This window comes from Rhizobium sp. L9, from assembly GCF_002531885.1.
Taxonomy (GTDB): domain Bacteria; phylum Pseudomonadota; class Alphaproteobacteria; order Rhizobiales; family Rhizobiaceae; genus Rhizobium.
On record NZ_NWSZ01000016.1, the window covers coordinates 22501 to 43635 of the forward strand.

The following is a 21135-nucleotide window of genomic DNA, read 5'->3' on the forward strand; positions in this document are numbered from 1 at the left end:
ATTACTCCGCTGCTGTTGAAAAGCCACGCGCGCGCGTGCCGGAATAGATCGCGCACATCGCCTCTGCCTGAGCCTCGACGCTGAAGGCGGCGGACCTGGCACGAGCTTTTCGTCCGAACGCTGCCCGCAGCTGCGGATCGTCGGCAAGCCTATTGAAAGCATCGGCGAAGGCATCGGAGCGATGCGGCTCGGCAAAAAGAGCAGCCCCGTCCCATATCTCGCGATAGGTTGGGATATCAGAAAGCACCAACGCCGCGCCCGCCCGCGCCGCCTCGAGAGCGGCTAGACCGAAAGGCTCGTAGAGGGACGGCGAGGCGACGATGGCCGCCCGCCGCGTCAAGGCGCTCATCCGCTCATGCGAAAGCTCGCCGCGGTGATCGGCATGGCGAAATCGCATGGTCTGGCCATTGGGACCGGTGGTCGCGCCGGCCGCCGCCACCGTCCATCGCGTCATAGCTGCAGCCTTATCAAGCACCGCGCCGTTTTTGCCGTCGTCCCACCAGCGCCCGGCGGCAAGAACAAACTCCTGCTTGGGCTCGTCGGAGGCCTCAAGGGCGCTGGCGTTGTGAACGACCTGGAGATTTCCGATCGTTCCATAGGCCGCTTCCATCGCTCTAGCATGGCTGCGGCTTGGTGCGATCACCGCGTCCGCACATGCAAAGCCCTTCTGGTTCAGACGATGCTGCCATTGCCAGTCCTTTGGCACTTCACGTCCGCGGACGGCGGCAAACCATGTGACGACACAGGAATGGCAAACCACGGCAATCGGCAGGTTTGTTTCCATGCCCGCCGCCTGCGACGGCAGATTGAGATGCAGAAGATCGGCCTGTTCCCGGCGCGCGAGATCGGCGATCAGCCCCGGAACTTCGGCAACTGCCTCTTCATTCTCGACCGTCCAGTCGAGCGGCGCATCCAGCCAGACGAGCTTGCCGGCCCGGCCGGCCTCCGCAACCTTGTCGTCTGTCGGGAAAGGCCCCAGCCCCGCAAAGACAACCTCGATGTTGTTCGATTTCAGAGCTGCGGCCAAATCCATCGCGTAACGCCAGACGCCGCCGATGGCATCAACCGTCATCAGCACGCGGCGGTGCCCCTTGCTTCGTTCATGTTCGCTCATGCCGATGCCTTCCGCTTCTCCCTGCGGATCTGCCGGCCTCCGAAACGATGGGCGGTCAGCCATTCGGCGAGGTGCCGCAAACCATGACGCCATCCGATTCCGGCTTGCCAGCCGGTTTCCTGTTCAAGTCTCGTCGTGTCGGCCACGAAATAGAGTTGATCGCCGGCGCGCCATGGGCCAAAGCTGGTTTCGACAGGATGGCCGGCAAGCACTTCGATCTCGCGCAGCACCGCGAGCACGCTGACGGCGTTACGCGGCCCTCCGCCGAGGTTGAATGCTTTGCCGCTGACCCGCTCGATATTGGAAAACAGCGCCCGATAGGCAGCGACGGCATCATCGACATGCAGAATGTCCCGAACCTGCTTGCCGTCGCCGTAGATGGAAATGGGCTCGCCGCCGAGCGCGCGGATCAGGAAATGCGCCACCCAGCCCTGGTCCTCGGTGCCGAACTGGCGCGGTCCGTAGATGCAGCTCATCCGCAGGACGGCGGCAGGAATGCCGTAGGACTTCGCGTAGTCGAGGATATACTGATCGGCCACGCCCTTCGAACATCCATACGGCGTGCAGAAATCGAGCGGCCGATCCTCGCCGATCCCTTGCGTCCTGATGGTCTCGTCTTCGGGAAGATAACGATCGTCGAGTTCGATCATGCCGAGTTCGTCGAGAGCACCATAGACCTTGTTGGTGCTGGCGAAGATGACGGGAGCCCGTTTGCCTGCTCTGCGCACCGATTCCAGCACATTGAGCGTGCCGCGCGCGTTCGTTTCGAAATCCTCCAGCGGGTCGACGAGGCTGGTGGTCACCGCCGTCTGGGCAGCATAATGGAAGACGGCCTTGGCATCCCTGAAGGCTGCTTCGATGCCCAGCAGATCACGAACGTCAGCGAGCACCGGATGCACCCGCCCGCCATGCCGCTCTTTCAGCCAGGAGAGATTCTGATCGACTCCCGATCGTGCCAGATTGTCGAGGATGATGACGTCCTCGCCATCGCTCAGCAGGCGGTCGGCGAGATTGCAGCCGACAAACCCGCTGCCGCCGGTGACGATGATCGGCGCGGCGCCAGAGGCGATGTTGGGAGCGGCAAGGGCCGCGACCTCCTCCAGCCTCTTGACGCCTCCTTCCATAAGAAGGCGGGCAAGCAGCTTCGGTTTATTGTCGTGGCTGACAGCGCCCAGATGATAATGCCTGGGATCGAACCACAGGCCTTCCTGAACTGGAACATCCGGCGGCACGTCGCGCCATGAATACCAGTACATGCGATCGGCCGGCACGTTCAGTGCCTTGATGAAGCGCCGCGCCTGTTCGACCTCGTCATTGCGCCAGGTGGAGTAGCCGGTTTCGGTGATCCATATTTCTGCATCGGCATTATAACGATCGATAATCCCACGCATCTCTCCGAGATGCATGTCCCAGCCGCCCCAGCTTGCCTCCTCGCTGTCCCAGGTTCCAGGGAAACCGTGGAAGCCGACGGCATCGACGACGCCAAGCACGCCGCGCGTGCCCATCAGATTGAGCCAATGGGGATCGAAGGGGCACGGGCCGCCAAGCACCGGCTTATAGCCCCTCTGCTTCGCCCAGTAGGCGGCGCCTCCGACCATTTCGCAGAAAAGCAGAAAGTCGCTGTCGTGGCGCCAATCCCAGTCAAGCAGGTTGTTCGGCTCGTTCCAGAGCTCGATATGACTGAGATAGCGGCCATAGCGCGTCAGGATATGATCGACGAAGTCGGCATAGGATTTGAGATCGACAGGCGCGCCCGAAGACTTGCCAGTCCGGGACAGAGACGGCGGCGTATAGTGTATACACGGCAGAAGATCGATTTCGCTGCCGATACGCGGGATCAGCCAATCGAACCATTGCCGGCCGCCGGGGGCCAGATATTCGGCCCAGGAAAGATGCGTACGGAGATAACTGGCGCCGCTTCCCAGAATATCCGGCAGCGCGACCTCAGCCCGCTCATATTCACCAGGCCGGAACCATTCGACGAAACCGAATTGCCTCGTCTCCTGATGATCGGATGCTCGAGCACCGGCCTTGTTCATGAAACCAGCCCCCGCTCTTCCAGTTGCCGCTTCATTTCGGCGCCGCGGTCGACCGCCCCGGTTTGCCGCACCCATTCGGCAAAGGGGGCAAGCGCATTTTCGAGACGATATTTCGGTTCGAAGCCGAGCAGTTCGCGCGCCTTGGAAATGTCGGCGAAGCAATTGCGGATGTCTCCCGAACGCGCCTTGTTCATGATGTCAGGGCCGATCTCGGGCACGCCCATGGCATCGGCAAGAAGCGTCGCGACATCGGCGATCGAATAGGCCTGGCCGCTGCCGATGTTGATCACGTGACCGGCTGCCGCGGGTTTTTCCAGAGCCAGGCGGAAGGCTGTCGCCACGTCGCGAACATGGACGAAATCGCGCCGCTGCCTGCCATCCTCGAAGATCATCGGCGGCTGGCCGTTGGCGAGGCGCGAACCGAAATTGGCGAGTACGCCGGTATAAGGATTGGAAAGCGCCTGGCCCGCTCCGAAAACGTTGAAGAGACGCAGCGCGACTGCATCCAGCCCGTAGGCTTCGCCGAAAATCAGAACCTGCCTTTCCTGGGCATATTTCGTCAAAGCGTAGATGGACGCCAGATCGACCGGTTTCTCCTCATCGGTGGCGACCGGTGTCAGCGGCTGGTTATCCTGATCAAGCGGATCCCACCGGCCCTGCTTGACATGCTGCATGCGCCGCTTGACATAGCCGAGCCGCTTTCCATCCACCGTCCGATAGAGCCCCTCTCCATAGACACTCATCGATGAGGCGACGACGATTGTCTTGACGGGAAGGCCGATCATGGCTTCGAGGAGCACCGCGGTGCCGAGGTCGTTGCAGCCGACATAGCGGGCAATTTCATACATCGACTGTCCGACGCCGACTTCGGCGGCGAGATGAATGACGCCGTTCACACCGACAAGCGCCGCGCGCACAGCGTCCTTGTCCCGGACATCGCCTTGGATGATCTCTGCTCCATCAGGCACGCTGACTTCGGCATCGCCATGCACCTGATCGATCAGCGCATCGAGAATGCGCACATCATAGCCATTGTTCAGAAGTTCTTCAGCAACGTGGCGACCAATGAAGCCGCATCCTCCAGTTATCAAAATCGTCATTATGAGATCCGTCCGGTTGAATAATTTGCTTCGGAGATAGGCGCCGAACCGAACGCGAATGGAAAAGTTCCTTCTTCAATGACATCTTTATTGACTTCATCATCAATGACTTCTTTGAGCTCTACCGGAACTCTTCAGGAGGCCTATTGTTCTAGGGGTGCCACATGGAGGACATCTCATGGACATTGCGGCGACACAGAAGGCCGGGCTCATGCGGGCTGCCATCGTCACCGGCCCCGGACATATCTCGGTCGAGACCCGCCCCCTGCCCGAACCCGGTTCGGGCCAGGTCAGGGTGAAACTGGAAGGATGCGGCGTCTGCGCCTCAAACCTCACGCCCTGGGCCGGACCGGACTGGATGACGTTCCCCACCGAGGCGGGTGGGTTAGGCCATGAAGGCTGGGGTATTGTCGACGCCATTGGCCCCGATGTCACGGGGATTCGGATGGGAGAGCGGGTTGCCGCTCTTTCCTACCATGCCTACGCCACGCACGACATTGCCGATGCCTCGATGGTCGTATCACTGCCGAAGGAGTTGGATGGCAAGCCCTTTCCGGGCGAACCGCTCGGCTGCGCCATGAACATCTTCGGCCGCAGCAACATCGAGAGCGGCCAGACCGTCGTCATTATCGGCATCGGTTTCCTGGGCGCCCTCCTCACCCGGCTTGCCGCGGCAGCCGGCGCAAGGGTGATCGCCGTCTCGCGCCGGCCCTATTCACTCGAGGTGGCGAGAGAGATGGGAGCGGCCGAGACCATTCCGATGGACGATCATTGGCAAATCATCGAGAGCGTCAAAACACTCACGGAGGGAAAATTCTGCGATTGCGTCATCGAAGCCGTCGGCAAACAATGGCCGCTCGACCTGGCGGGCGAGCTTACGAAGGAACGAGGGCGACTGATCATCGCCGGTTATCACCAGGACGGGCCCCGTCAAATCAACATGCAGCTTTGGAACTGGCGCGGGCTCGACGTCATCAACGCTCATGAGCGCGAGCCGGCCCTCTATATCAAAGGCATTCGCGACGCCATAGAAGCCGTGCGCCAGGGCCGCATCGATCCGCAGCCGCTCTACACGCATATCTATCCGCTGGAGAGGCTGGACGACGCCCTCAACACGACGCGCGACCGGCCGGACGGTTTTCTCAAGGCTCTGGTGCAATATTCATGAATGTGTTGATTTCCGAAGATAATGCGGCGACCGCCAAACGGCTGAAGCTCGGCTTTCTCGGCGTAGGCTGGATCGGCCGGCATCGGATGAAAGCGATCCTCGGGAGCGGCGTGGCCGAGGCTGTCGCCATCGCCGACCCCTCAACAAATATGGCCCGAGAGGCCCTGGCGCTTGCCCCGGATGCCAGGATCGTCGCCGATCTGGACGCGTTGCTTGACCTGGAGCTCGACGGAATCGTCATTGCGACGCCGAGCGCCGCACATGCCGAACAGTCCATCCGCGCCCTCGGGGCAGGGTTTGCCGTCTTCTGCCAGAAGCCGCTTGGCCGAACCGCATCCGAGGTCAGGGCCGTTGTCGATGCTTCCAGAACCGCCGATAGGCTGCTAGGCGTCGATCTTTCCTATCGACACACGCAAGGCATGCAGCAGATCCGGCAGCTCATCCGCTCGCATGCCCTTGGAAAGATCTTTGCGGCCGATCTGACCTTCCACAATGCCTATGGCCCGGATAAACCCTGGTTTTACGACAAGAGCCAGTCCGGCGGCGGCTGCGTCATTGATCTCGGCGTTCACCTCGTCGACCTGGCCTTGTGGTGCCTCGATTTTCCCTCCGTCACCAATGTCACGAGCGCTTTGAGAGCCGGTGGGAAAAGGCTCGAACACAACGGTCAGGTCGAGGATTTTGCAGCCGCAACGCTGACGCTTGCCGGCGGCGAAATCATCCGACTGACATGCTCCTGGCGTCTCAATGCCGGCTGTGACGCCGAGATCGGAGCCGATTTCTTCGGAACCGAGGGAGGGGCCTCCTTCAGGAATGTCGATGGCTCATTCTACGATTTTACGGCCGTCAGGATGTCCGGCACTTCGAGCGAAACTCTGGCCCTCCCCCCAGACGATTGGGGCGGAAGGGCTGCCGTGGATTGGGCAAGAAAGCTCGCCGGAGGCCAGCGCTACGACCCCGCGTGTGAGAATTTTATCGCAGTGGCGCAGGCGATCGACGGTATCTACGGCGCCGGCATGTAATCGATCAGGAGCCCTCGATAAGGCCGTAAAGCACTATCGTCGCATAAAGGGTGAATGCAACGACGGCGACCGTGCCGACCAGGATCAGTGCTATCCTGCCGGCATTGAGCCTCGTGCGCCTGCCCACTGAAGATGACGACGGCCGCTGAACTGGATCCTTATCCCCATCGCTCATCGTGTCTGCTCCGTCGCCGCGGCAGGTGATTTCTCGTCCGGTTCGCCGTGATGCGTCATCCATGTGAATGCGAGTGCGACAAGGCAGGCGATCAGGAAGATGGTGACGACGAATATCATCATGCGCCGCGGCGGCTGGGAGTTATCGTGGCTCATTCCTGAAGGGAAAGAGCCGCCTTTCCTCACCTCGCTCATGGCGCGCCCCTTTGCGGAAGCTCCGTCTCTTCATCGAGCTTCTCCTTGAGTTCGTCGAGCCGATCGCGCAGCAGCGACGCTTTCATGCGCCTTGCTTCCCCATCCGGCACCTCAACCGTCTGGCCGCTATCATCGGGAATGCCGGGGCCGCTTTCAGCAATCGTCTCGTTTCTGGGCCTGTCATTCGTGCCGGTCGATATTTTTGCTTTTCTGTCCATGACAGCCTCCGTTCAATTTTGGGGACGGTTACGCGCCCTTTGGCCAAACGACGCGGCGCTGGCGAAGTTCCGGAATGACCCGGGGGTGTCATGGCATGTCCTCTCCGAGCTCATCGTCAGGATGGAGCGCGGCGGAACATAGAAGCCATCCAAGTGTTGCTTTGCGTATCAATCACTGGGATCGACGATGACCGCTCGAAGTGCCGAAAGAGACAAAAACAACAACACGCTCATGAAAGTGAAGGCGGTTCCGGAACTCATCGATCCCGACGCCGAGCCGTTCGTGACCCAGGCCGTCCGAGAGCTCGTCGGATCGCAGATTCCGTTTCTGGTCGCCGGCACCTATGCCGTCTGCGCCTATACGGGCATTTCGCGCCAGACGAAGGACTTCGACATATTTTGCAAAGCGGGCGACTACGCGCGCATCCTCGGCCATTTCAAATCCAAGGGCTACACGGTCGAAGTCGAAGACGAGCGCTGGCTCGGAAAGGTCTTCAAGGGCAACCATTTCTTTGACGTCATCTTTGCCTCCTCCAACGGAACGATGCCGGTCGGCGACGACTGGTTCGAGGATGCGCGCAGGGTCAAGATGTGCGGCCACACGGTCAGGATCGTCAGCCCGACCGAATTGGTCTGGTCGAAGTGCTTTGTCCAACTGCGCCACCGCTATGATGGCGCCGATATCGCGCACGTCATTTTGAAGGCACATGACTCCATCGATTGGCGCAAGCTGCTGGCTTATCTGGAAGTCCACTGGGAAGTCCTCCTCGTCCATCTTCTCAATTTCAGGTGGATCTACCCGACCGAGCGAGACAAGATTCCGCAATGGCTGCTGGACGAACTGCTGGATCGGCTCAAGGCGCAGCAGGAGCTGCCATTGCCGCAAATGAAAATATGCCGCGGCCGGATGTATTCCCGCGTGGATTTCGAAATCGACGTGAAGGAATGGGGTTTTGCCGATGTCGGCGGCGAAGGTGAATTGCGAGGAGATTAGGAGAACCGTAATGGATGAACAGCGAAAGAGCGTGAGAATTGCGGCGGTGGCCGATCTTCATGTGACCGAAGACGGCGCCAAGTCCTACAAGGATCTGTTCGCGGAGATCTCCTCCGTGGCCGACGTTCTCGTCATCGCCGGCGACCTCACCGATCTCGGCAAGCCCAAGGAAGCCGAACTGCTTGCGAGCGATCTGCGCCATTGCACCGTGCCGACAGTCGCCGTCCTTGGCAACCATGATCACGAGAGCGGCCAGGTCGACGACGTCTGCCGGGTGCTGACGGATGCCGGCGTGAAACTGCTCAACGGCCAGGCGGCCGAAGTCGCCGGCGTCGGTTTCGTCGGCGTCAAGGGCTTTGCCGGCGGCTTCGGGCGACACATGCTCGGCTCGTTCGGTGAGGCGGCGATCAAGGCGATGGTTGCCGAAAGCGTCGAGGAGTCAATGCGCTTGGAAAACGCGATGCGCCAAGTCCGCTCCGATCGTTCCCTCGTCATCCTGCACTACGCGCCGATTGCCGAAACAGTGGCGGGCGAACCCCTGGAAATCTATCCGTTTCTCGGCTCTTCACGGCTGGCCGAAACGATCGACCGATTCCGCGTCAATGCGGTCGTACACGGTCATGCCCACCGGGGATCTTATGAGGGCCGCACACCGGGCGGCGCCCCCGTCTACAATGTCGCGGCCCATATCGAGAAACCCACCGGCAAGACTTACGCGTTGCTTGATCTCTGACTGGCCCGACTGTCACGATTATTTGTTGGTGCGTCCACGATGGCGTGGATTCACACCGCCCTGAGGCGTCGTGTCGTTGGCCGTATCGCCTTCCACGGTGTTTTCGGCCTGCATCGCTTCGTCGTCCGGCGGCGAGACGATGCCACGCGAACGGCTGATGCCCGGATCGTCTGTAAGGTCGATATCGCTTGGCTTCGTGGTCTTGGCATGTTTGGGGGAGGTCATGATTTTCTCCTTGAAACGTTGCGACCCTTCCGCAGTGAACTCACTGGATGGTCCCCGGTTCCCCTGAGGCGGCCCAGAACCCGTGACCATGAAAGCCCTGCATCGTCGGGAACATTTCTCCGAAGCTGAGGTTGAAGCGCCATTAGAGCGCTGCGCGTCCCTTCGGACGCTCAAAAGCGCTCTAACACCTTGGATCTGCGCATCGGCCTTTCCGAAAATCGATTCCAATTTTCGGACCGATGCGCTGGCGACCGGCGAGGAGGAAACATCGTGAGAGCTCTGACGTGGCACGGCAAGCATGACATCCGCTGTGACAGCGTCCCCGATCCTCATATCCAGGACGGGCGCGATGCCATCATCAAGGTTACGGCTTGCGCGATCTGCGGATCGGATCTGCATCTCTACGACGGCGTCATGCCGGAGATGCACAGCGGCGACATCATGGGTCATGAGACGATGGGCGAAGTGGTGGAAGTCGGCAAGGACAATACCAAGCTCAAGGTCGGCGACCGCGTCGTCGTGCCCTTTACCATCTCCTGCGGCGAATGTTTCTTCTGCAAGCGCGGCTTCTATTCCGGTTGCGAGCGCTCAAATCCCGATCGAGCCAAGGTCGCGAAACTCTGGGGCAATTCGCCGGCGGGCCTGTTCGGCTACTCGCATCTGCTCGGCGGATATGCCGGCGGACAGGCGGAATATCTGCGCGTGCCCTATGCCGATGTCGGGCCGATCAAGGTGCCGGCAGGGCTTTCCGACGAGCAGGTGCTCTTTCTTTCGGATATTTTCCCAACCGGTTATATGGCGGCCGATTTCTGCAACATCCAGCCCGGCGATACGATCGCGATCTGGGGCTGCGGCCCGGTCGGCCAGATGGCAATACGCTCGGCCTTCCTGCTCGGAGCCGAACGGGTGATCGCCATCGATGCAGTGCCCGAGCGGATGGCGCTCGCGCAAGCGGCCGGCGCCGTCACCCTCGATTTCATGGACAAGGACGTCTACGAGCAGATCATGGAATTGACGGACGGGCGAGGTGCGGACGCCTGCATCGATGCCGTCGGAACCGAAGCCGAAGCAGCCGCCAGCTGGGATTCGCGCCTCGACCGCATCAAGGTCGCCATGTTCATGGGCACGGACCGCCCGCATGTGCTGCGTCAGGCCATCCACTGCTGCCGCAACTTCGGCACGGTCTCGATCGTCGGCGTCTATGGCGGTTTTCTCGACAAGATCCCGATGGGTTCGGCAATCAACCGGGGCCTGACCTTCAAAATGGCCCAGACGCCGGTCCAGCATTATCTGCCGATCCTAATGGAGCGTATTGAAAAGGGCGACATTGATCCGTCCTTCGTCATCACACATCGCGGCACCCTGGAAGACGGTCCGGCCCTCTACAAGACGTTCCGCGACAAGCAGGACGGCTGCATCAAGGTCGTCCTGAAACCTTAAGGAGAAACATGATGGCTGATCGTCAATCAGGCAAAGGCCTGGCGGTCGTCACCGGCGCCTCCACCGGCATCGGCTACGAACTGGCGAAGTGCGCGGCCCGGGACGGTTATGATCTCATCGTTGCCGCCGACGAGGAACGGATCAACCAGGCAGCCGCCGATCTCAAGGCGTTCGGCACCTCAGTCGATGCTGTCGAGGCCGACCTTTCAACGCTTGAAGGTGTCGACCGGCTGACCGAGCGCATCACCGCGAGCGGCCGATCGGTCGATCTGTTGATGGCCAATGCCGGGCGCGGCATCGGCGAAGGTTTCCTCGACCAGAATTTCAATGAAGCGCGCAAGGTCATCGAAACCAACATCACCGGAACGATCTACCTGATCCATCAGATCGGCAACCAGATGCGCAGCCGCGGCGCGGGCCGCATCCTGCTGACAGGCTCGATCGCCGGATTTATGCCGGGCTCCTACCAGGCCGTTTATAACGCCACCAAGGCCTTCATCAACAGCTTCTCCTTCGCCTTGCGCGAGGAGTTGAAGGATTCCGGCGTCACCGTCAGCTGCCTCATGCCGGGGGCGACGGAAACCGAGTTCTTCAAACGCGCCGGTCTTCTGGATACGGCGATCGGTCAGTCGAAGAAGGACGACGCCGGCGAAGTCGCGCGCATCGGCTATGACGCGATGATGGACGGCGAAGGCGATGTTGTGAGCGGTTGGAAGAACAAGCTCCAAGCTGCCGTTGCCAATGTCACGCCGGCAAGCGTGCTCGCCCATCAGCATTCGAAGGTGGCAAAGCCCGGTTCGGGCACAAAATAGATGGCAGCTTGCCTAAACGACTGGTCGCCGCCATCATCACGGCAGCGACCAAAGCCAATGAGATCGAGCGCTCAGTCGCGCTCGACGAATTTGTTGAAGCGGCTCGTCTTTCCGTCCTTGGTCTTGTCCTGGTAGAGAAAGGCGAGCTTGTTTTCATCGAAGATCTTGAAGAATTCGTCCCAGTCGATCTCGTCGAATTCCTCTTCCTTTTCTCCGAAATCGATCCGGAGAACGCCGCCTTTGCCGCGCGTCCGGATAGCTGCCGGCCTGCCGTCCCTTTCCTCCGCCCATTTGCGGATTTTCTTGTGATCCGTCGTTGTCTCGGAACTGCTCATTGAAGCCTCCATTCCTCTTGGTTTTGAGCGATGGTGCTGCCATGGCTCACGCGGTTACAGCAGCGGTTGTCTTTGCTTCCAGTCACGATAGGGCGCGAGCACTTGGCCAGGATAACGCCGCTCGATCTCGTCCTCGGTCAAAGCAATCCGGAAGAGAACCTCCGCCGTCGCATCGTTCTTGGCGGCATTGCTCGCATTTTCCAGCGCGCTCATCGTCAAGAACAGCTCGTCGTCAGTCATCGCCTCGAGGCGGGTGGCAAGCTCTTCGACCGGTTCTGTCATAAGTGGATTCGCGGACATCGGCGCCTCTTTGCTGATGCCTGTCCAACTTCCCTCCGCACACTAAGTTCCGCCACGGGGCGGCGCAAAGGCCCCTCACGCCGCCGACTGCTCCTCCCGATATAGCCGCCAGGGAACCATCGCCACCGTCAGGCGGGGACCTCCAAGCTTGACCAGTTTTGCCCTTAGCCGTCCTGCCCTGTTCATGTGCAGCAGCTTCTGCCACCATTTGTCTTTCACCGTTTCAGGGATCAGAACCGCGACCCGCCTCTCCGGACTATCGGCATCGAGCTTTTCGATCAGCCGCAAAAGCGGCTCATGCAGTTGCCGATAAGGCGCTGGGATGAGCATGAGCCGCGGCGGCTTCAGCCCGTGGGCGGCGATCGGCTCTTCCACCTCGATGCGCCATTCCTCGCGAAGCGCTTTTTCACCTTCCTCCCGATCGGGCCCACCGAGACGGATGAAATGGACGGCGACAACATCGGGCGAGATCGTCAGTGCGAACTTGATGGCGCGTTCGCTCAACCTGTTCCATGTTTCGGTTACGACGAGAACGGTTGGCGGCTCGATATCTTCGACGGTGATAGGACCAGGCGTCCTGAGTTCGCGTTGAAGCGAGCGGTAGTAGCTCTTGATCGATTTCAGAATGGCAATGGTCACCGGGACCGTGATGAGGGTGATCCACGCGCCCTCCGCAAACTTGGCGATCAGGATGATGATGAGCGCCGCACCTGTCGAAACCGCGCCGACCGCGTTCATCGTCAGCTTTGCGGTGCAACTTTTGGGCTGACGGCGCCAGTGAACGGTCATCCCTGCTTGAGAAATCGTGAACGTCAAAAATGCGCCGATTGCAAAGAGCGGGATCAGATGATCGGTTATCCCTTCGAAGACGGTCAAAAGCAGCGCGGCGAAGCCGGAAAGGAAGAGGATGCCGACAGTAAATACCAGCCGGCGTCCCGGCTGGGCGAAGGCCTTGGGAAGATAGCCGTCGGCGGCGACCATCTGGCAAAGACGTGGGAAGCCGACAAAGCTGGTATTGGCCGACAGGCAAAGAACGCTGAGAAGGCTTGCCATCGCGATATAGTAGAACGCGCCATGGCCGGCGACGGCGGCAATCAGCTGCGACAGCACGCTCTGATAGCCCTCTTTCGTCTGATCCATTGCGCCGATTTCGAAGACGCTGACAATGGCGGCAATACCGCCGAGAAGCAGACCGAGAATGACAACGATGACGCTGAGCGTGATATAGGCGTTCCGCATGACGGGCTGCCTGAACGACCCCATCCCGTTGGAGACGGCTTCCACTCCGGTCATCGCCGTGCAGCCGCTGGCGAATGCATGCATAAGCAGCCATATGGTCGCGCCCTGTGCTATCGGGTTCAGCGGAGGCGGGGAGACGACGGGTGCAGGTTTCTCCACCAGGGCCATCGCGATCAGGCCGTAGCCGATGACGCCCAGGAAGCAGATGATAAAGAGGTAGGTCGGCAGTGCAAATAGCCAACCGGCCTCTCCCGTTCCGCGCAAATTGGCGAGCATGACTATGAGGACGACGACGAGGCAGAGAGGCAGAATGTACGGATGAAGGCCCGGTAACGCCGAGACAAGCGCTCCGATTCCTGCCGAAACGCCCACAGCGACATTCAAGACGTAATCGATCATCAACGCCGCAGCAGCAAGCAGGCTCGGATATTCCCCAAGATTTTCCTTCGCCACCACATAGGCGCCGCCATTCGTCGGGTAGGCGGCAAGCGTCTGCCGGTAGGAGAAATACAGGATCGTCAGCAGAGCGACAATGCAGCCCATCACTGGCCCGATATAGGTCAGACCGAGCGCCCCCAGCGGGATGAGAATGGTGAGCGCTGCCTCGGGGCCATAAGATGACGAACCCAAGCCATCGAGCCCCATTGCGGGCACTGCCTCTATCCAACCGATCTTCTTGTCTTCGTGCTCGCGATTGGCGAGACGGCGACCAAACAGGAAAGTCGCGAGGTTCATTTCTATTCCTATCCCGGGGCTGACGGCGATAACCAACAATCGGCGCTCGCTCGGGTTCCCGGCGCCGCGGCATAGGCTATTCCCGGCACGAGACAGTCCGCTGCCCCCGAACCGATCAACCAGAAACTGCAGACCGCACGCGAATTGTGCGGAACAATTAGTTCCGCGTGCAGTTCGGACGCCAGCTCACCCCGCGAGCAGAGGAGAGGGACATGCGGAAATCTCATGCTGTTGGACTGCTTTACGCGGCCTCTTTTGCCGGTGTCGGCGTCCTTGCAGCCGGCGCCTTGTCAGACCCCTTACCGCCCGACACTACCTATCGGCCTTTGCCGACCATGCCGTTTTCCGAGGCAAGGAAAATCGACGAGGCGCAGAAACCCGAGGTCGCTCAACGGCAGCGCACCCTTCTGGAGCGGCGTTACGATCTGGCGGACAAGCCGATGCCGGGTGTCATGATGTCGGGGGGCATGAAGCCGGTGCAAGATGGCATCCGCGTGAAGCTTCCGGCGGACACGAGCTGGGATCAGCTGGCGGACATGACACCGGCAGAGATCAAGGAGAAGAACCTGCTTCCGGAAGGCTTCCTGCCCCTGCCGCATGTGAAGCAGGCGACCGGCGGGCAAGTTTTTCCCAATCGCCAGATCGATGAGATAAATGCGAGGGAAATGCGGGATCTCCGCCGCTTCGACGTCGATTTCGACCTTCCCGACAACCTCACCCCGGAATTCCCGCCACCTGTCTTTCTGACTACCCATCCGGAGCTCGGCGACGTTTCCCGTGGCCAGTTGCTGACGATCAAGAACTTCTACGAAATCATGAACGGCATCATCACGCCGGTTCAGATGGAAGGGCTGCGGCTGCTTCTGACGCCCTTTCCGCAGGAAGAGTTCAACCAGACCGAGGACAGGAAGGTCGCGGACCAGAGCATGGGCGTCGCCTGTCTCGACTGTCATGCCAATTTCCACACCAATGCCGCCTTTCACCTGACCCCGGATGTCCGCCCCCAGGCGGACCGTTTCCGCTTAGATACGACAAGCCTGCGCGGCCTTTTCAACCAGCAGATTCACGGATCTAAGCGCTCGCTGCGGTCGGTCGAAGACTTCACCGAATTCGAACAGCGAACGGCCTACTTCAACGGCGACCATGTCAGCGCGACACGCAAAGGCGTCAATCTTCCCGACCGCCCGAACCAGGTCGCGATGATGGCGCAGATGCAAAATATCATCGATTTCCCACCCGCTCCGAAGCTCGACCCGTTCGGTCGGCTGGATCCCGCGCTCGCCACCTCCCAGGAACTGGCCGGCGAAAAAATCTTCATGGGCAAGGGACGCTGCGCCGATTGCCACGTTCCCCAGACGGAGTTCATGGACAACAACATGCATGACCTGAAGCTCGAACGATTTTACAGGATCGGCCAGGCTTACAATGATCTCGTCACGCTGCCTGACGGCCCCATCAAAACCTTCACGCTGCGGGGCATCAAGGATTCGCCGCCATATCTGCATGACGGACGGCTGATGACGCTCGCCGACACCGTCGAATTCTTCAATCTTGTCCTCGGGGTCAAACTGACCGGACAGGAGAAGGAGGATCTTGTCGCCTACCTGTTGACGCTGTGAGGCATGAAGGAGAGGCCCATGTATCGCAACCCTATCGCCGTGCTCACCACGATCATGCTGCTCAGCAGCACCGCTTTCGCTCAGATCGGCAATCCGGCCGGAATGGGCGCCGACACAAAGATGTCGAAGCCCGGCGTTCCCGCTCCGCACCAGACTAATAACCAGGACAGGCTGTTTGCTCAGCTCACAGCCGCCGGCGGGCTGGCGGAGGTCGAACTGGGCAGGATGGCGTCCAGCAGAGCGAAAGCGGATGCCGCCAAACAGTTCGCGGACATGATGGTCCGCGATCACACGGAGGCTAACGCCAAGCTGAAAGAGTTGGCTGAGGCTGCCAAAATTCCGCTTCCCGAGACGCTCGATCCGGATCATCAAGTGGTTCGCGACCAGTTGGACAAGCTGAGCGGCACGCCGTTCGATATTGCCTATATCAAGGCACAGATCGTCGACCATCAGAAGACGGCGCAACTGCTGGCTTGGGAAATCTCCCTTGGTGAAGACGCCGAAATGCAACGTCTGGCGGCGTCGATGCTGCCAATCGTGCTCGATCACCTGCGACGCGCGCAGGAAATCAATGCCGAGCTGACGGGCGCGGCAATCCGGTTGCCCGCGCAAGCCATGGCGGCAAGCGGGCCGAAGCCGCAATAGCGCCATTGCCCCGGAACAACCGCCTGCTTTCAGCTGTTCTCCTTGAGAGTGGAGGTGATCCATGGATATGACCCGCAGCCGAGACCACATGGTCGAACATCATGTCGTGGGTCGCGGCATTCGCGATCGAAGCGTCACCCGAGCTATGCGGATGGTGCCGCGCGAGAAATTCGTCGATCCCGGCTTCGAGGAATTCGCCTATGAGGATGCCCCGTTATCGATCGGCGAGGGGCAGACAATTTCGCAGCCTTACATCGTCGCACTGATGATCGAAAAAGCCGATCTGGACGCCGGCGACAAGGTTCTGGAGGTCGGAACCGGTTCCGGCTACGCCTCCGCCCTCATCAGCCGGATCGCAAAACACGTCTATTCCATCGAACGGCATGAAAGATTGGCGGTTCAGGCCCGGGAGCGATTCGACAAGCTCGGATACCGCAACATCGACGTCCGGGTCGGCGACGGCAGCAAGGGCTGGGCCAAAGCCGCTCCCTTCGATGCGATCATCGTGTCGGCGGGCGCACCGGAGGTTCCGGCCTCCTTGAAGGAGCAGCTGGATCTCGGAGGGCGCCTCATCATCCCGGTCGGCCGAGGTGAAGAGCAGCGGCTGAAACGCATCACACGCACCGGTGCAACCACCTTCGAGGAGGAGGATCTCGGCGGCGTTGTCTTCGTGCCCCTGATCGGTGAGGATGCCTGGACTGCCGCACATCCGATGTACACGGCGGCAGCCTCGTCATCGCGCTGGGAGGAAACACCCTGCAAACTCATCACGGCCATGGCGAAGGAATTTCCCTCTGTCGACGACCGGAGTTTTGCCGCCCTTTTCGATCGGTTTGGCGAAAGCCGCATCGTTCTGCTTGGTGAATCCACCCATGGAACCGCCGACTTCTACGAGGCGCGCGCTGCCATCAGCCGTCATCTGATCGAGCATCACCGGTTTAATATGGTGGCGGTCGAAGCGGATTGGCCGGACGCCGCCGCAGTTGACCGCTGGATAAACGGCCAGACATCGAAAGGCGATCAGCCATTCAGCCGTTTTCCCAAGTGGATGTGGCGGAACCTGGAATTTTCACGGTTCCTCGGCTGGCTGAAGAGCGATAATGAGCGTCGCAAGGGTTTACACGCCGATCCGGTTCGGTTCTACGGCCTGGATCTCTACAACATGTCGGGATCGATCCGCTCCGTCCTCGACTATCTCGAAAATGTCAGCCCGGAAACCGCCCAAATTGCCAGGGAACGCTATGGCTGCCTCAGCCCCTGGCAGAGCGATCCGGCGACTTACGGCCGGGCCGTGCTTACCGATGCCTATAGATCATGCGAGGAGGCGGTGCTAAGGCAATGCACGGAGCTGCTGGCGCGCTCCCTGGACGACGCTGCCTCAGACGGTCATGACTTTCTGAACGCCGCCCAGTCGGCGCGGTTGCTAGCCGCAGCCGAGCGGTATTACCGGATCATGTATTACGGCGGTTCTCAGGCCTGGAATCTCCGCGACACCTACATGGCCGATACCGTCGAGCATCTCCTCGACTTCCACGGTCCGACGGCAAAGATCATCATATGGGCGCACAACTCGCATATCGGCGATGCCCGCTATACCGATATGGCAGCCGCCCGCGACGAGCTGAACCTTGGCCAGCTGTGCCGGCAGCGTTTCGACGGAATGACAAGCCTCATAGGACTGGGAACGCATTCCGGTGAGGTGATCGCGGCAAACGACTGGGATGGACAGGCCGAGAAGAAGCAAGTCAATCCGTCCCTGCCGCAAAGCTACGAGCGTCTCTGTCACGATTCCGGAAAGCCGCGATTTCTTCTCGACCTCGCGGCCGATGAAGAATTGCATGCAAGCCTCGTCGAACAGCGGCTTCAGCGCTTCATCGGCGTCATCTACCGGCCGGAAACGGAACGGCTGAGCCATTACATGTCGACATCGCTGTCGCGGCAATATGATGCATTTCTCTGGTTCGATGAAACTCGAGCGCTTTCACCGCTTATGGCACCGGAGTCCGGTACATCGGATCCGGAAACGTTTCCCTTTGGGCTCTAAGGCCCGGCCTCTGTCCGACGAAAAGCGATCATCAACAACGCGATAAGGCGGGAACTCTGCGCCTGCCCGCAAGTTTGGCGATTACCAACCCAGGAGATCCTCATGAAACACTTTGTTATCGCTTCGCTCGCCCTCTCGCTTGCTGTTCCGGCCTTTGCGCAATCGGCTGCCGAAAAGAGCGGGGTCAATTCCCTGATCGGCGTGCCGCCGAAAACGGAAGATTTCGTCAAGGAAGCAGCCGCAAGCGACATGTTCGAAATCGCCTCCAGCAAGCTTGCGATCGAACGTGGCGACGATGCGACGAAGGCCTTCGCGCAGCAGATGCTCACCGACCATCAGAAGACCAGCGAAGAACTCAAGGCGTTGGTTTCCGGCGGCAAGGTCAAGGCAGCGCTTCCGAGCGCCATGACGTCGGATCAGCAAAGCATGCTCGACAAGCTGAACAGCCTGCAAGGAGCCGATTTCAACAAGCAATATCACTCCGACCAGGAATCTGCCCATGAGGACGCGGTCGATCTCTTCAAGCGCTATGGCGACGAAGGGGACAATCCAGAACTGAAGGCATGGGCTGCAAGCACGCGCCCCGCTCTGGAACATCATCTCCAGATGGCCGAGGAACTCAACAAGTAAGCGGCAAGATCGCATGGTCAAGGCGATCATGAGGCCCGCCGGGAGGCAAGGATGATCGATGAGGAGACAAGAAGGATCCGCGCCTACCGGATTTGGGAAAGCGAGGGACGCCCGGAAGGTCAGGACCTCGCACATTGGTATCGAGCGGGCGACGAACCGGTTGACCCGGCGCAAGATGGTCGGGAATACATCCGATATTCCCATGGCGCGGCGCCGGCAGGGTCGCTGATCATCAAGCTCTATCGATCGAGCAACCAGATCCGGGGATATGTTCGGAAGGTCGCGGAAGGCGACCTGGATGACACGGTCTATCCCGGCGAGGAAATGGAGCCCGAGGCGGCATTCAAACTGGCAGAGTCCCATAGAGGCAACAGCAGCCAGCCCGTCTTCGTCGAACTTGTCGAGGACGTCGAATGGGATCCGTCTTGGGGCCGCCTCCGCGATTAAACCCACGGCTGAAACGGGCTTGATCCGGAGTAGATCCGCTTCCAGCACATTCCACACGATTCCGGGAGAACAGCATCCATGGCGAAAACTGTCGGCGATTTTCTTGTGGCACGGCTTGGCGAATGGGGTGTGCGACGTATGTTCGGCTATCCCGGCGACGGCATCAACGGCGTCTTCGGGGCGCTCCATCGCGCATCCGACAAGATGGAGTTCATCCAGGCACGGCACGAGGAAATGGCGGCTTTCATGGCAGCCGCCTATGCGAAGTTCTCAGGCGAACTCGGCGTCTGCATCGCAACCTCGGGACCCGGCGCCACCCATCTGATCACCGGTCTTTACGACGCTCGCATGGACCATCAGCCGGTTCTCGCCATTGTCGGCCAACAGGCGCGCCGCGCGCTCGGCGGACATTACCAGCAGGAGCTCGACCTTGCCGCCCTCTTCAAGGATGTCGCCAGCGATTTCGTGCAGCAGGCTTCCGCTCCGGCGCAGGTGCGCCATCTGATCGACCGCGCGGTTCGCATCACACTTGCAAACCGGACGGTGACAGCGATCATTCTGCCCAACGACCTGCAGGAAATGCCCTATGAGGAGCCAGCGCGAAAGCATGGAACCGTGCATTCGGGTCCGGGTTACCGCCCGCCGCGAGTCTTTCCGCACGGAGACGATCTTCAGGCCGCGGCCGATATTCTGAACGCGGGAAAGAAAGTGGCGATCCTCGTCGGCGCCGGCGCGCTCAACGCCACGGACGAGGTCATTGCCGTTGCGGACCGCCTCCAGGCGGGCGCTGCCAAGGCCCTTCTCGGCAAGGCCGCTCTGCCGGATGACCTGCCATGGGTGACGGGCTCGATCGGCCTTCTCGGGACGGAACCTTCATGGAACCTGATGCGCGACTGCGACACCCTGCTGATGATCGGCTCCGGTTTCCCCTATTCCGAATTCCTGCCGGAGGAAGGCCGGGCGCGCGGCGTGCAGATCGACATCAATCCCGACATGCTGTCGCTGCGCTATCCGATGGAGCTCAACCTGACGGGTGATGCGGCCGAAACGCTCAGGGCGCTGCTGCCTCTGTTGCGGGAAAATCCTGATACCAGCTGGCGGCAAACGATCCAGAAAGACGTCGCCTCCTGGTGGAAGACCCTGGACGAGCGCGCCCACGTCGACGCCAATCCGGTCAATCCGCAGCGCGTCGTCAGCGAACTTTCGCCGGTGCTGCCGGCAAATGCCGTCGTCACCAGTGATTCCGGTTCCTGCGCGAACTGGTATGCACGGGACCTGAAGATGCGCCGCGGCATGAAGGGCTCGCTTTCCGGCGGCCTGGCATCGATGGGAGCTGCCGTCCCCTACGCGATCGCCGCTAAATTCGCTCACTCCGATCGCCCCGTCATCGGCCTGGTCGGCGACGGCGCCATGCAGATGAATAATCTCGCCGAGATGATCACCGTTGCCAAATACTGGAAGGACTGGGCCGATCCGACTTTCGTCATCTGCGTCTTCAACAATCAGGATCTGAACCAGGTGACATGGGAGCAGCGGGTGATGGAGGGCGATCCGAAGTTCAACGCGTCGCAGTCCATTCCCGACATAGCCTATCACAAGTTCGCCGACCTCATCGGATTGCGAGGCATTTTTGTCGACCAGCCGGCTCAGCTCGGCGCCGCGTGGGAAGAAGCTCTGAGCGCCAGTTGCCCCGTCATCCTCGAAGTAAAGACCGATCCGGAAGTGCCGCCGCTGCCGCCGCACATCAGCTTCGAGCAGATGCGGAACATCACCTCTGCGTTGATGACGGGGGATCCGCATGAAGCAGGAGTCATTGCCGGCACCTTCCGCCAGCTCTTTGCTGGCATCCTGTCACGGCGGTAGCTCACCGCATCGTGGCGAGCATTTGGACGCCGCCCCTTTACGCA

Annotated in this window: 23 protein-coding genes and 1 pseudogene; 14 read left to right on the forward strand and 10 right to left on the reverse strand. The window is 60.4% G+C overall.

What is annotated here, in order from left to right; translation table 11 throughout:
* Nucleotide 1: 1 nt before the first annotated feature.
* From CO660_RS16975 to CO660_RS16985, 3 genes are read right to left on the reverse strand one after another with little or no spacing between them, the layout of a single operon-like run.
* The gene (locus tag CO660_RS16975) at nucleotides 2-1114 is read right to left on the reverse strand and encodes a glycosyltransferase family 4 protein (protein WP_245421337.1); all 1113 of its coding nucleotides are present in this window, start codon (nucleotides 1112-1114) and stop codon (nucleotides 2-4) included.
* Nucleotides 1111-3153: an NAD-dependent epimerase/dehydratase family protein gene (locus CO660_RS16980; protein WP_097599707.1), complete on the reverse strand. Its 2043-nt coding sequence runs from the start codon at nucleotides 3151-3153 to the stop codon at nucleotides 1111-1113. Before CO660_RS16980 ends, CO660_RS16975 begins: the two co-directional genes overlap by 4 nt.
* Nucleotides 3150-4253 carry an NAD-dependent epimerase/dehydratase family protein gene (locus CO660_RS16985; RefSeq protein ID WP_097599708.1) on the reverse strand — a complete coding sequence of 368 codons (1104 nt, stop codon included), beginning with the start codon at nucleotides 4251-4253 and terminating at the stop codon, nucleotides 3150-3152. Before CO660_RS16985 ends, CO660_RS16980 begins: the two co-directional genes overlap by 4 nt.
* A 178-nt stretch (nucleotides 4254-4431) precedes the next feature.
* On the opposite strand from CO660_RS16985, the gene CO660_RS16990 reads away from it, so the two are divergent.
* Nucleotides 4432-5421 carry a zinc-binding dehydrogenase gene (locus CO660_RS16990; RefSeq protein WP_097599709.1) on the forward strand — a complete coding sequence of 330 codons (990 nt, stop codon included), beginning with the start codon at nucleotides 4432-4434 and terminating at the stop codon, nucleotides 5419-5421.
* Entirely contained in the window at nucleotides 5418-6443 is a 1026-nt protein-coding gene (locus tag CO660_RS16995) for a Gfo/Idh/MocA family oxidoreductase (protein ID WP_097599710.1), read from the forward strand. The genes CO660_RS16990 and CO660_RS16995 overlap by 4 nt, the downstream gene beginning before the upstream one ends.
* Before the next feature lie 4 nt (nucleotides 6444-6447).
* Here CO660_RS16995 and CO660_RS33320 read toward each other — a convergent pair whose 3' ends face one another.
* Genes CO660_RS33320 through CO660_RS17000 form a run of 3 tightly spaced genes read right to left on the reverse strand, consistent with a single transcriptional unit; the run spans nucleotide 6448 to nucleotide 7030 of the window.
* Nucleotides 6448-6618 carry a hypothetical protein gene (locus tag CO660_RS33320; protein WP_176536301.1) on the reverse strand — a complete coding sequence of 57 codons (171 nt, stop codon included), beginning with the start codon at nucleotides 6616-6618 and terminating at the stop codon, nucleotides 6448-6450.
* Nucleotides 6615-6812 (reverse strand): hypothetical protein, encoded by a 198-nt coding sequence (locus CO660_RS32825; protein ID WP_141504863.1) that lies wholly within the window; start codon nucleotides 6810-6812, stop codon nucleotides 6615-6617. The genes CO660_RS33320 and CO660_RS32825 overlap by 4 nt, the downstream gene beginning before the upstream one ends.
* Nucleotides 6809-7030 (reverse strand): hypothetical protein, encoded by a 222-nt coding sequence (locus tag CO660_RS17000; RefSeq protein ID WP_097599711.1) that lies wholly within the window; start codon nucleotides 7028-7030, stop codon nucleotides 6809-6811. The genes CO660_RS32825 and CO660_RS17000 overlap by 4 nt, the downstream gene beginning before the upstream one ends.
* A 187-nt stretch (nucleotides 7031-7217) precedes the next feature.
* Here CO660_RS17000 and CO660_RS17005 point away from each other — a divergent pair, with 187 nt between their 5' ends.
* Together CO660_RS17005 and CO660_RS17010 are read left to right on the forward strand one after the other, a co-directional pair.
* Nucleotides 7218-8024 carry a nucleotidyltransferase family protein gene (locus tag CO660_RS17005; protein ID WP_097599712.1) on the forward strand — a complete coding sequence of 269 codons (807 nt, stop codon included), beginning with the start codon at nucleotides 7218-7220 and terminating at the stop codon, nucleotides 8022-8024.
* Between the two features lie 10 nt (nucleotides 8025-8034).
* The gene (locus CO660_RS17010) at nucleotides 8035-8757 is read left to right on the forward strand and encodes a metallophosphoesterase (protein ID WP_085781463.1); all 723 of its coding nucleotides are present in this window, start codon (nucleotides 8035-8037) and stop codon (nucleotides 8755-8757) included.
* Nucleotides 8758-8775: 18 nt separating this feature from the next.
* Here CO660_RS17010 and CO660_RS17015 read toward each other — a convergent pair whose 3' ends face one another.
* Nucleotides 8776-8982, reverse strand: a complete 207-nt coding sequence (locus tag CO660_RS17015) for a hypothetical protein (protein WP_097599713.1) — start codon at nucleotides 8980-8982, stop codon at nucleotides 8776-8778.
* A gap of 82 nt (nucleotides 8983-9064) precedes the next feature.
* On the opposite strand from CO660_RS17015, the gene CO660_RS33325 reads away from it, so the two are divergent.
* From CO660_RS33325 to CO660_RS17025, 3 genes are read left to right on the forward strand one after another with little or no spacing between them, the layout of a single operon-like run.
* Nucleotides 9065-9256, forward strand: coding sequence for a hypothetical protein (locus tag CO660_RS33325; RefSeq protein ID WP_176536302.1), 192 nt, complete (start codon nucleotides 9065-9067; stop codon nucleotides 9254-9256).
* Entirely contained in the window at nucleotides 9253-10422 is a 1170-nt protein-coding gene (locus tag CO660_RS17020) for a zinc-dependent alcohol dehydrogenase (RefSeq protein WP_097599763.1), read from the forward strand. The genes CO660_RS33325 and CO660_RS17020 overlap by 4 nt, the downstream gene beginning before the upstream one ends.
* An 11-nt stretch (nucleotides 10423-10433) precedes the next feature.
* Nucleotides 10434-11234: an SDR family NAD(P)-dependent oxidoreductase gene (locus CO660_RS17025; protein ID WP_097599714.1), complete on the forward strand. Its 801-nt coding sequence runs from the start codon at nucleotides 10434-10436 to the stop codon at nucleotides 11232-11234.
* Nucleotides 11235-11305: 71 nt separating this feature from the next.
* Here the strand turns inward: CO660_RS17025 and CO660_RS17030 are convergent, their stop codons facing one another.
* From CO660_RS17030 to CO660_RS17040, 3 genes are all read right to left on the reverse strand, one after another.
* Entirely contained in the window at nucleotides 11306-11569 is a 264-nt protein-coding gene (locus CO660_RS17030; RefSeq protein WP_064712032.1) for a hypothetical protein, read from the reverse strand.
* Between the two features lie 54 nt (nucleotides 11570-11623).
* The gene (locus CO660_RS17035) at nucleotides 11624-11869 is read right to left on the reverse strand and encodes a hypothetical protein (RefSeq protein WP_097599715.1); all 246 of its coding nucleotides are present in this window, start codon (nucleotides 11867-11869) and stop codon (nucleotides 11624-11626) included.
* A 75-nt stretch (nucleotides 11870-11944) separates the two neighbouring features.
* Nucleotides 11945-13843 carry an APC family permease gene (locus CO660_RS17040; RefSeq protein ID WP_097599716.1) on the reverse strand — a complete coding sequence of 633 codons (1899 nt, stop codon included), beginning with the start codon at nucleotides 13841-13843 and terminating at the stop codon, nucleotides 11945-11947.
* Nucleotides 13844-14055: 212 nt separating this feature from the next.
* Here CO660_RS17040 and CO660_RS17045 point away from each other — a divergent pair, with 212 nt between their 5' ends.
* From CO660_RS17045 to CO660_RS17070, 7 genes and pseudogenes are all read left to right on the forward strand, one after another.
* Complete coding sequence (locus CO660_RS17045; RefSeq protein WP_097599717.1) at nucleotides 14056-15462, forward strand: cytochrome B6; 1407 nt, start codon at nucleotides 14056-14058, stop codon at nucleotides 15460-15462.
* Nucleotides 15463-15501: 39 nt separating this feature from the next.
* Nucleotides 15502-16107 (forward strand): DUF4142 domain-containing protein, encoded by a 606-nt coding sequence (locus CO660_RS17050; RefSeq protein ID WP_245421338.1) that lies wholly within the window; start codon nucleotides 15502-15504, stop codon nucleotides 16105-16107.
* 61 nt (nucleotides 16108-16168) lie between these two features.
* Nucleotides 16169-18151 carry a protein-L-isoaspartate(D-aspartate) O-methyltransferase gene (locus tag CO660_RS17055; protein WP_097599719.1) on the forward strand — a complete coding sequence of 661 codons (1983 nt, stop codon included), beginning with the start codon at nucleotides 16169-16171 and terminating at the stop codon, nucleotides 18149-18151.
* A gap of 102 nt (nucleotides 18152-18253) precedes the next feature.
* Nucleotides 18254-18781: a DUF4142 domain-containing protein gene (locus CO660_RS17060; RefSeq protein ID WP_097599720.1), complete on the forward strand. Its 528-nt coding sequence runs from the start codon at nucleotides 18254-18256 to the stop codon at nucleotides 18779-18781.
* 51 nt (nucleotides 18782-18832) lie between these two features.
* Nucleotides 18833-18918, forward strand: a pseudogene (locus CO660_RS33855) (DUF2934 domain-containing protein); the annotation flags it as partial.
* A gap of 52 nt (nucleotides 18919-18970) precedes the next feature.
* A complete protein-coding gene (locus CO660_RS17065; RefSeq protein WP_245362264.1) occupies nucleotides 18971-19228 on the forward strand; it encodes a hypothetical protein in 258 nt (85 codons plus the stop codon).
* Nucleotides 19229-19306: 78 nt separating this feature from the next.
* Nucleotides 19307-21091: a thiamine pyrophosphate-requiring protein gene (locus CO660_RS17070; RefSeq protein ID WP_097599722.1), complete on the forward strand. Its 1785-nt coding sequence runs from the start codon at nucleotides 19307-19309 to the stop codon at nucleotides 21089-21091.
* Nucleotides 21092-21135 lie beyond the last annotated feature (44 nt).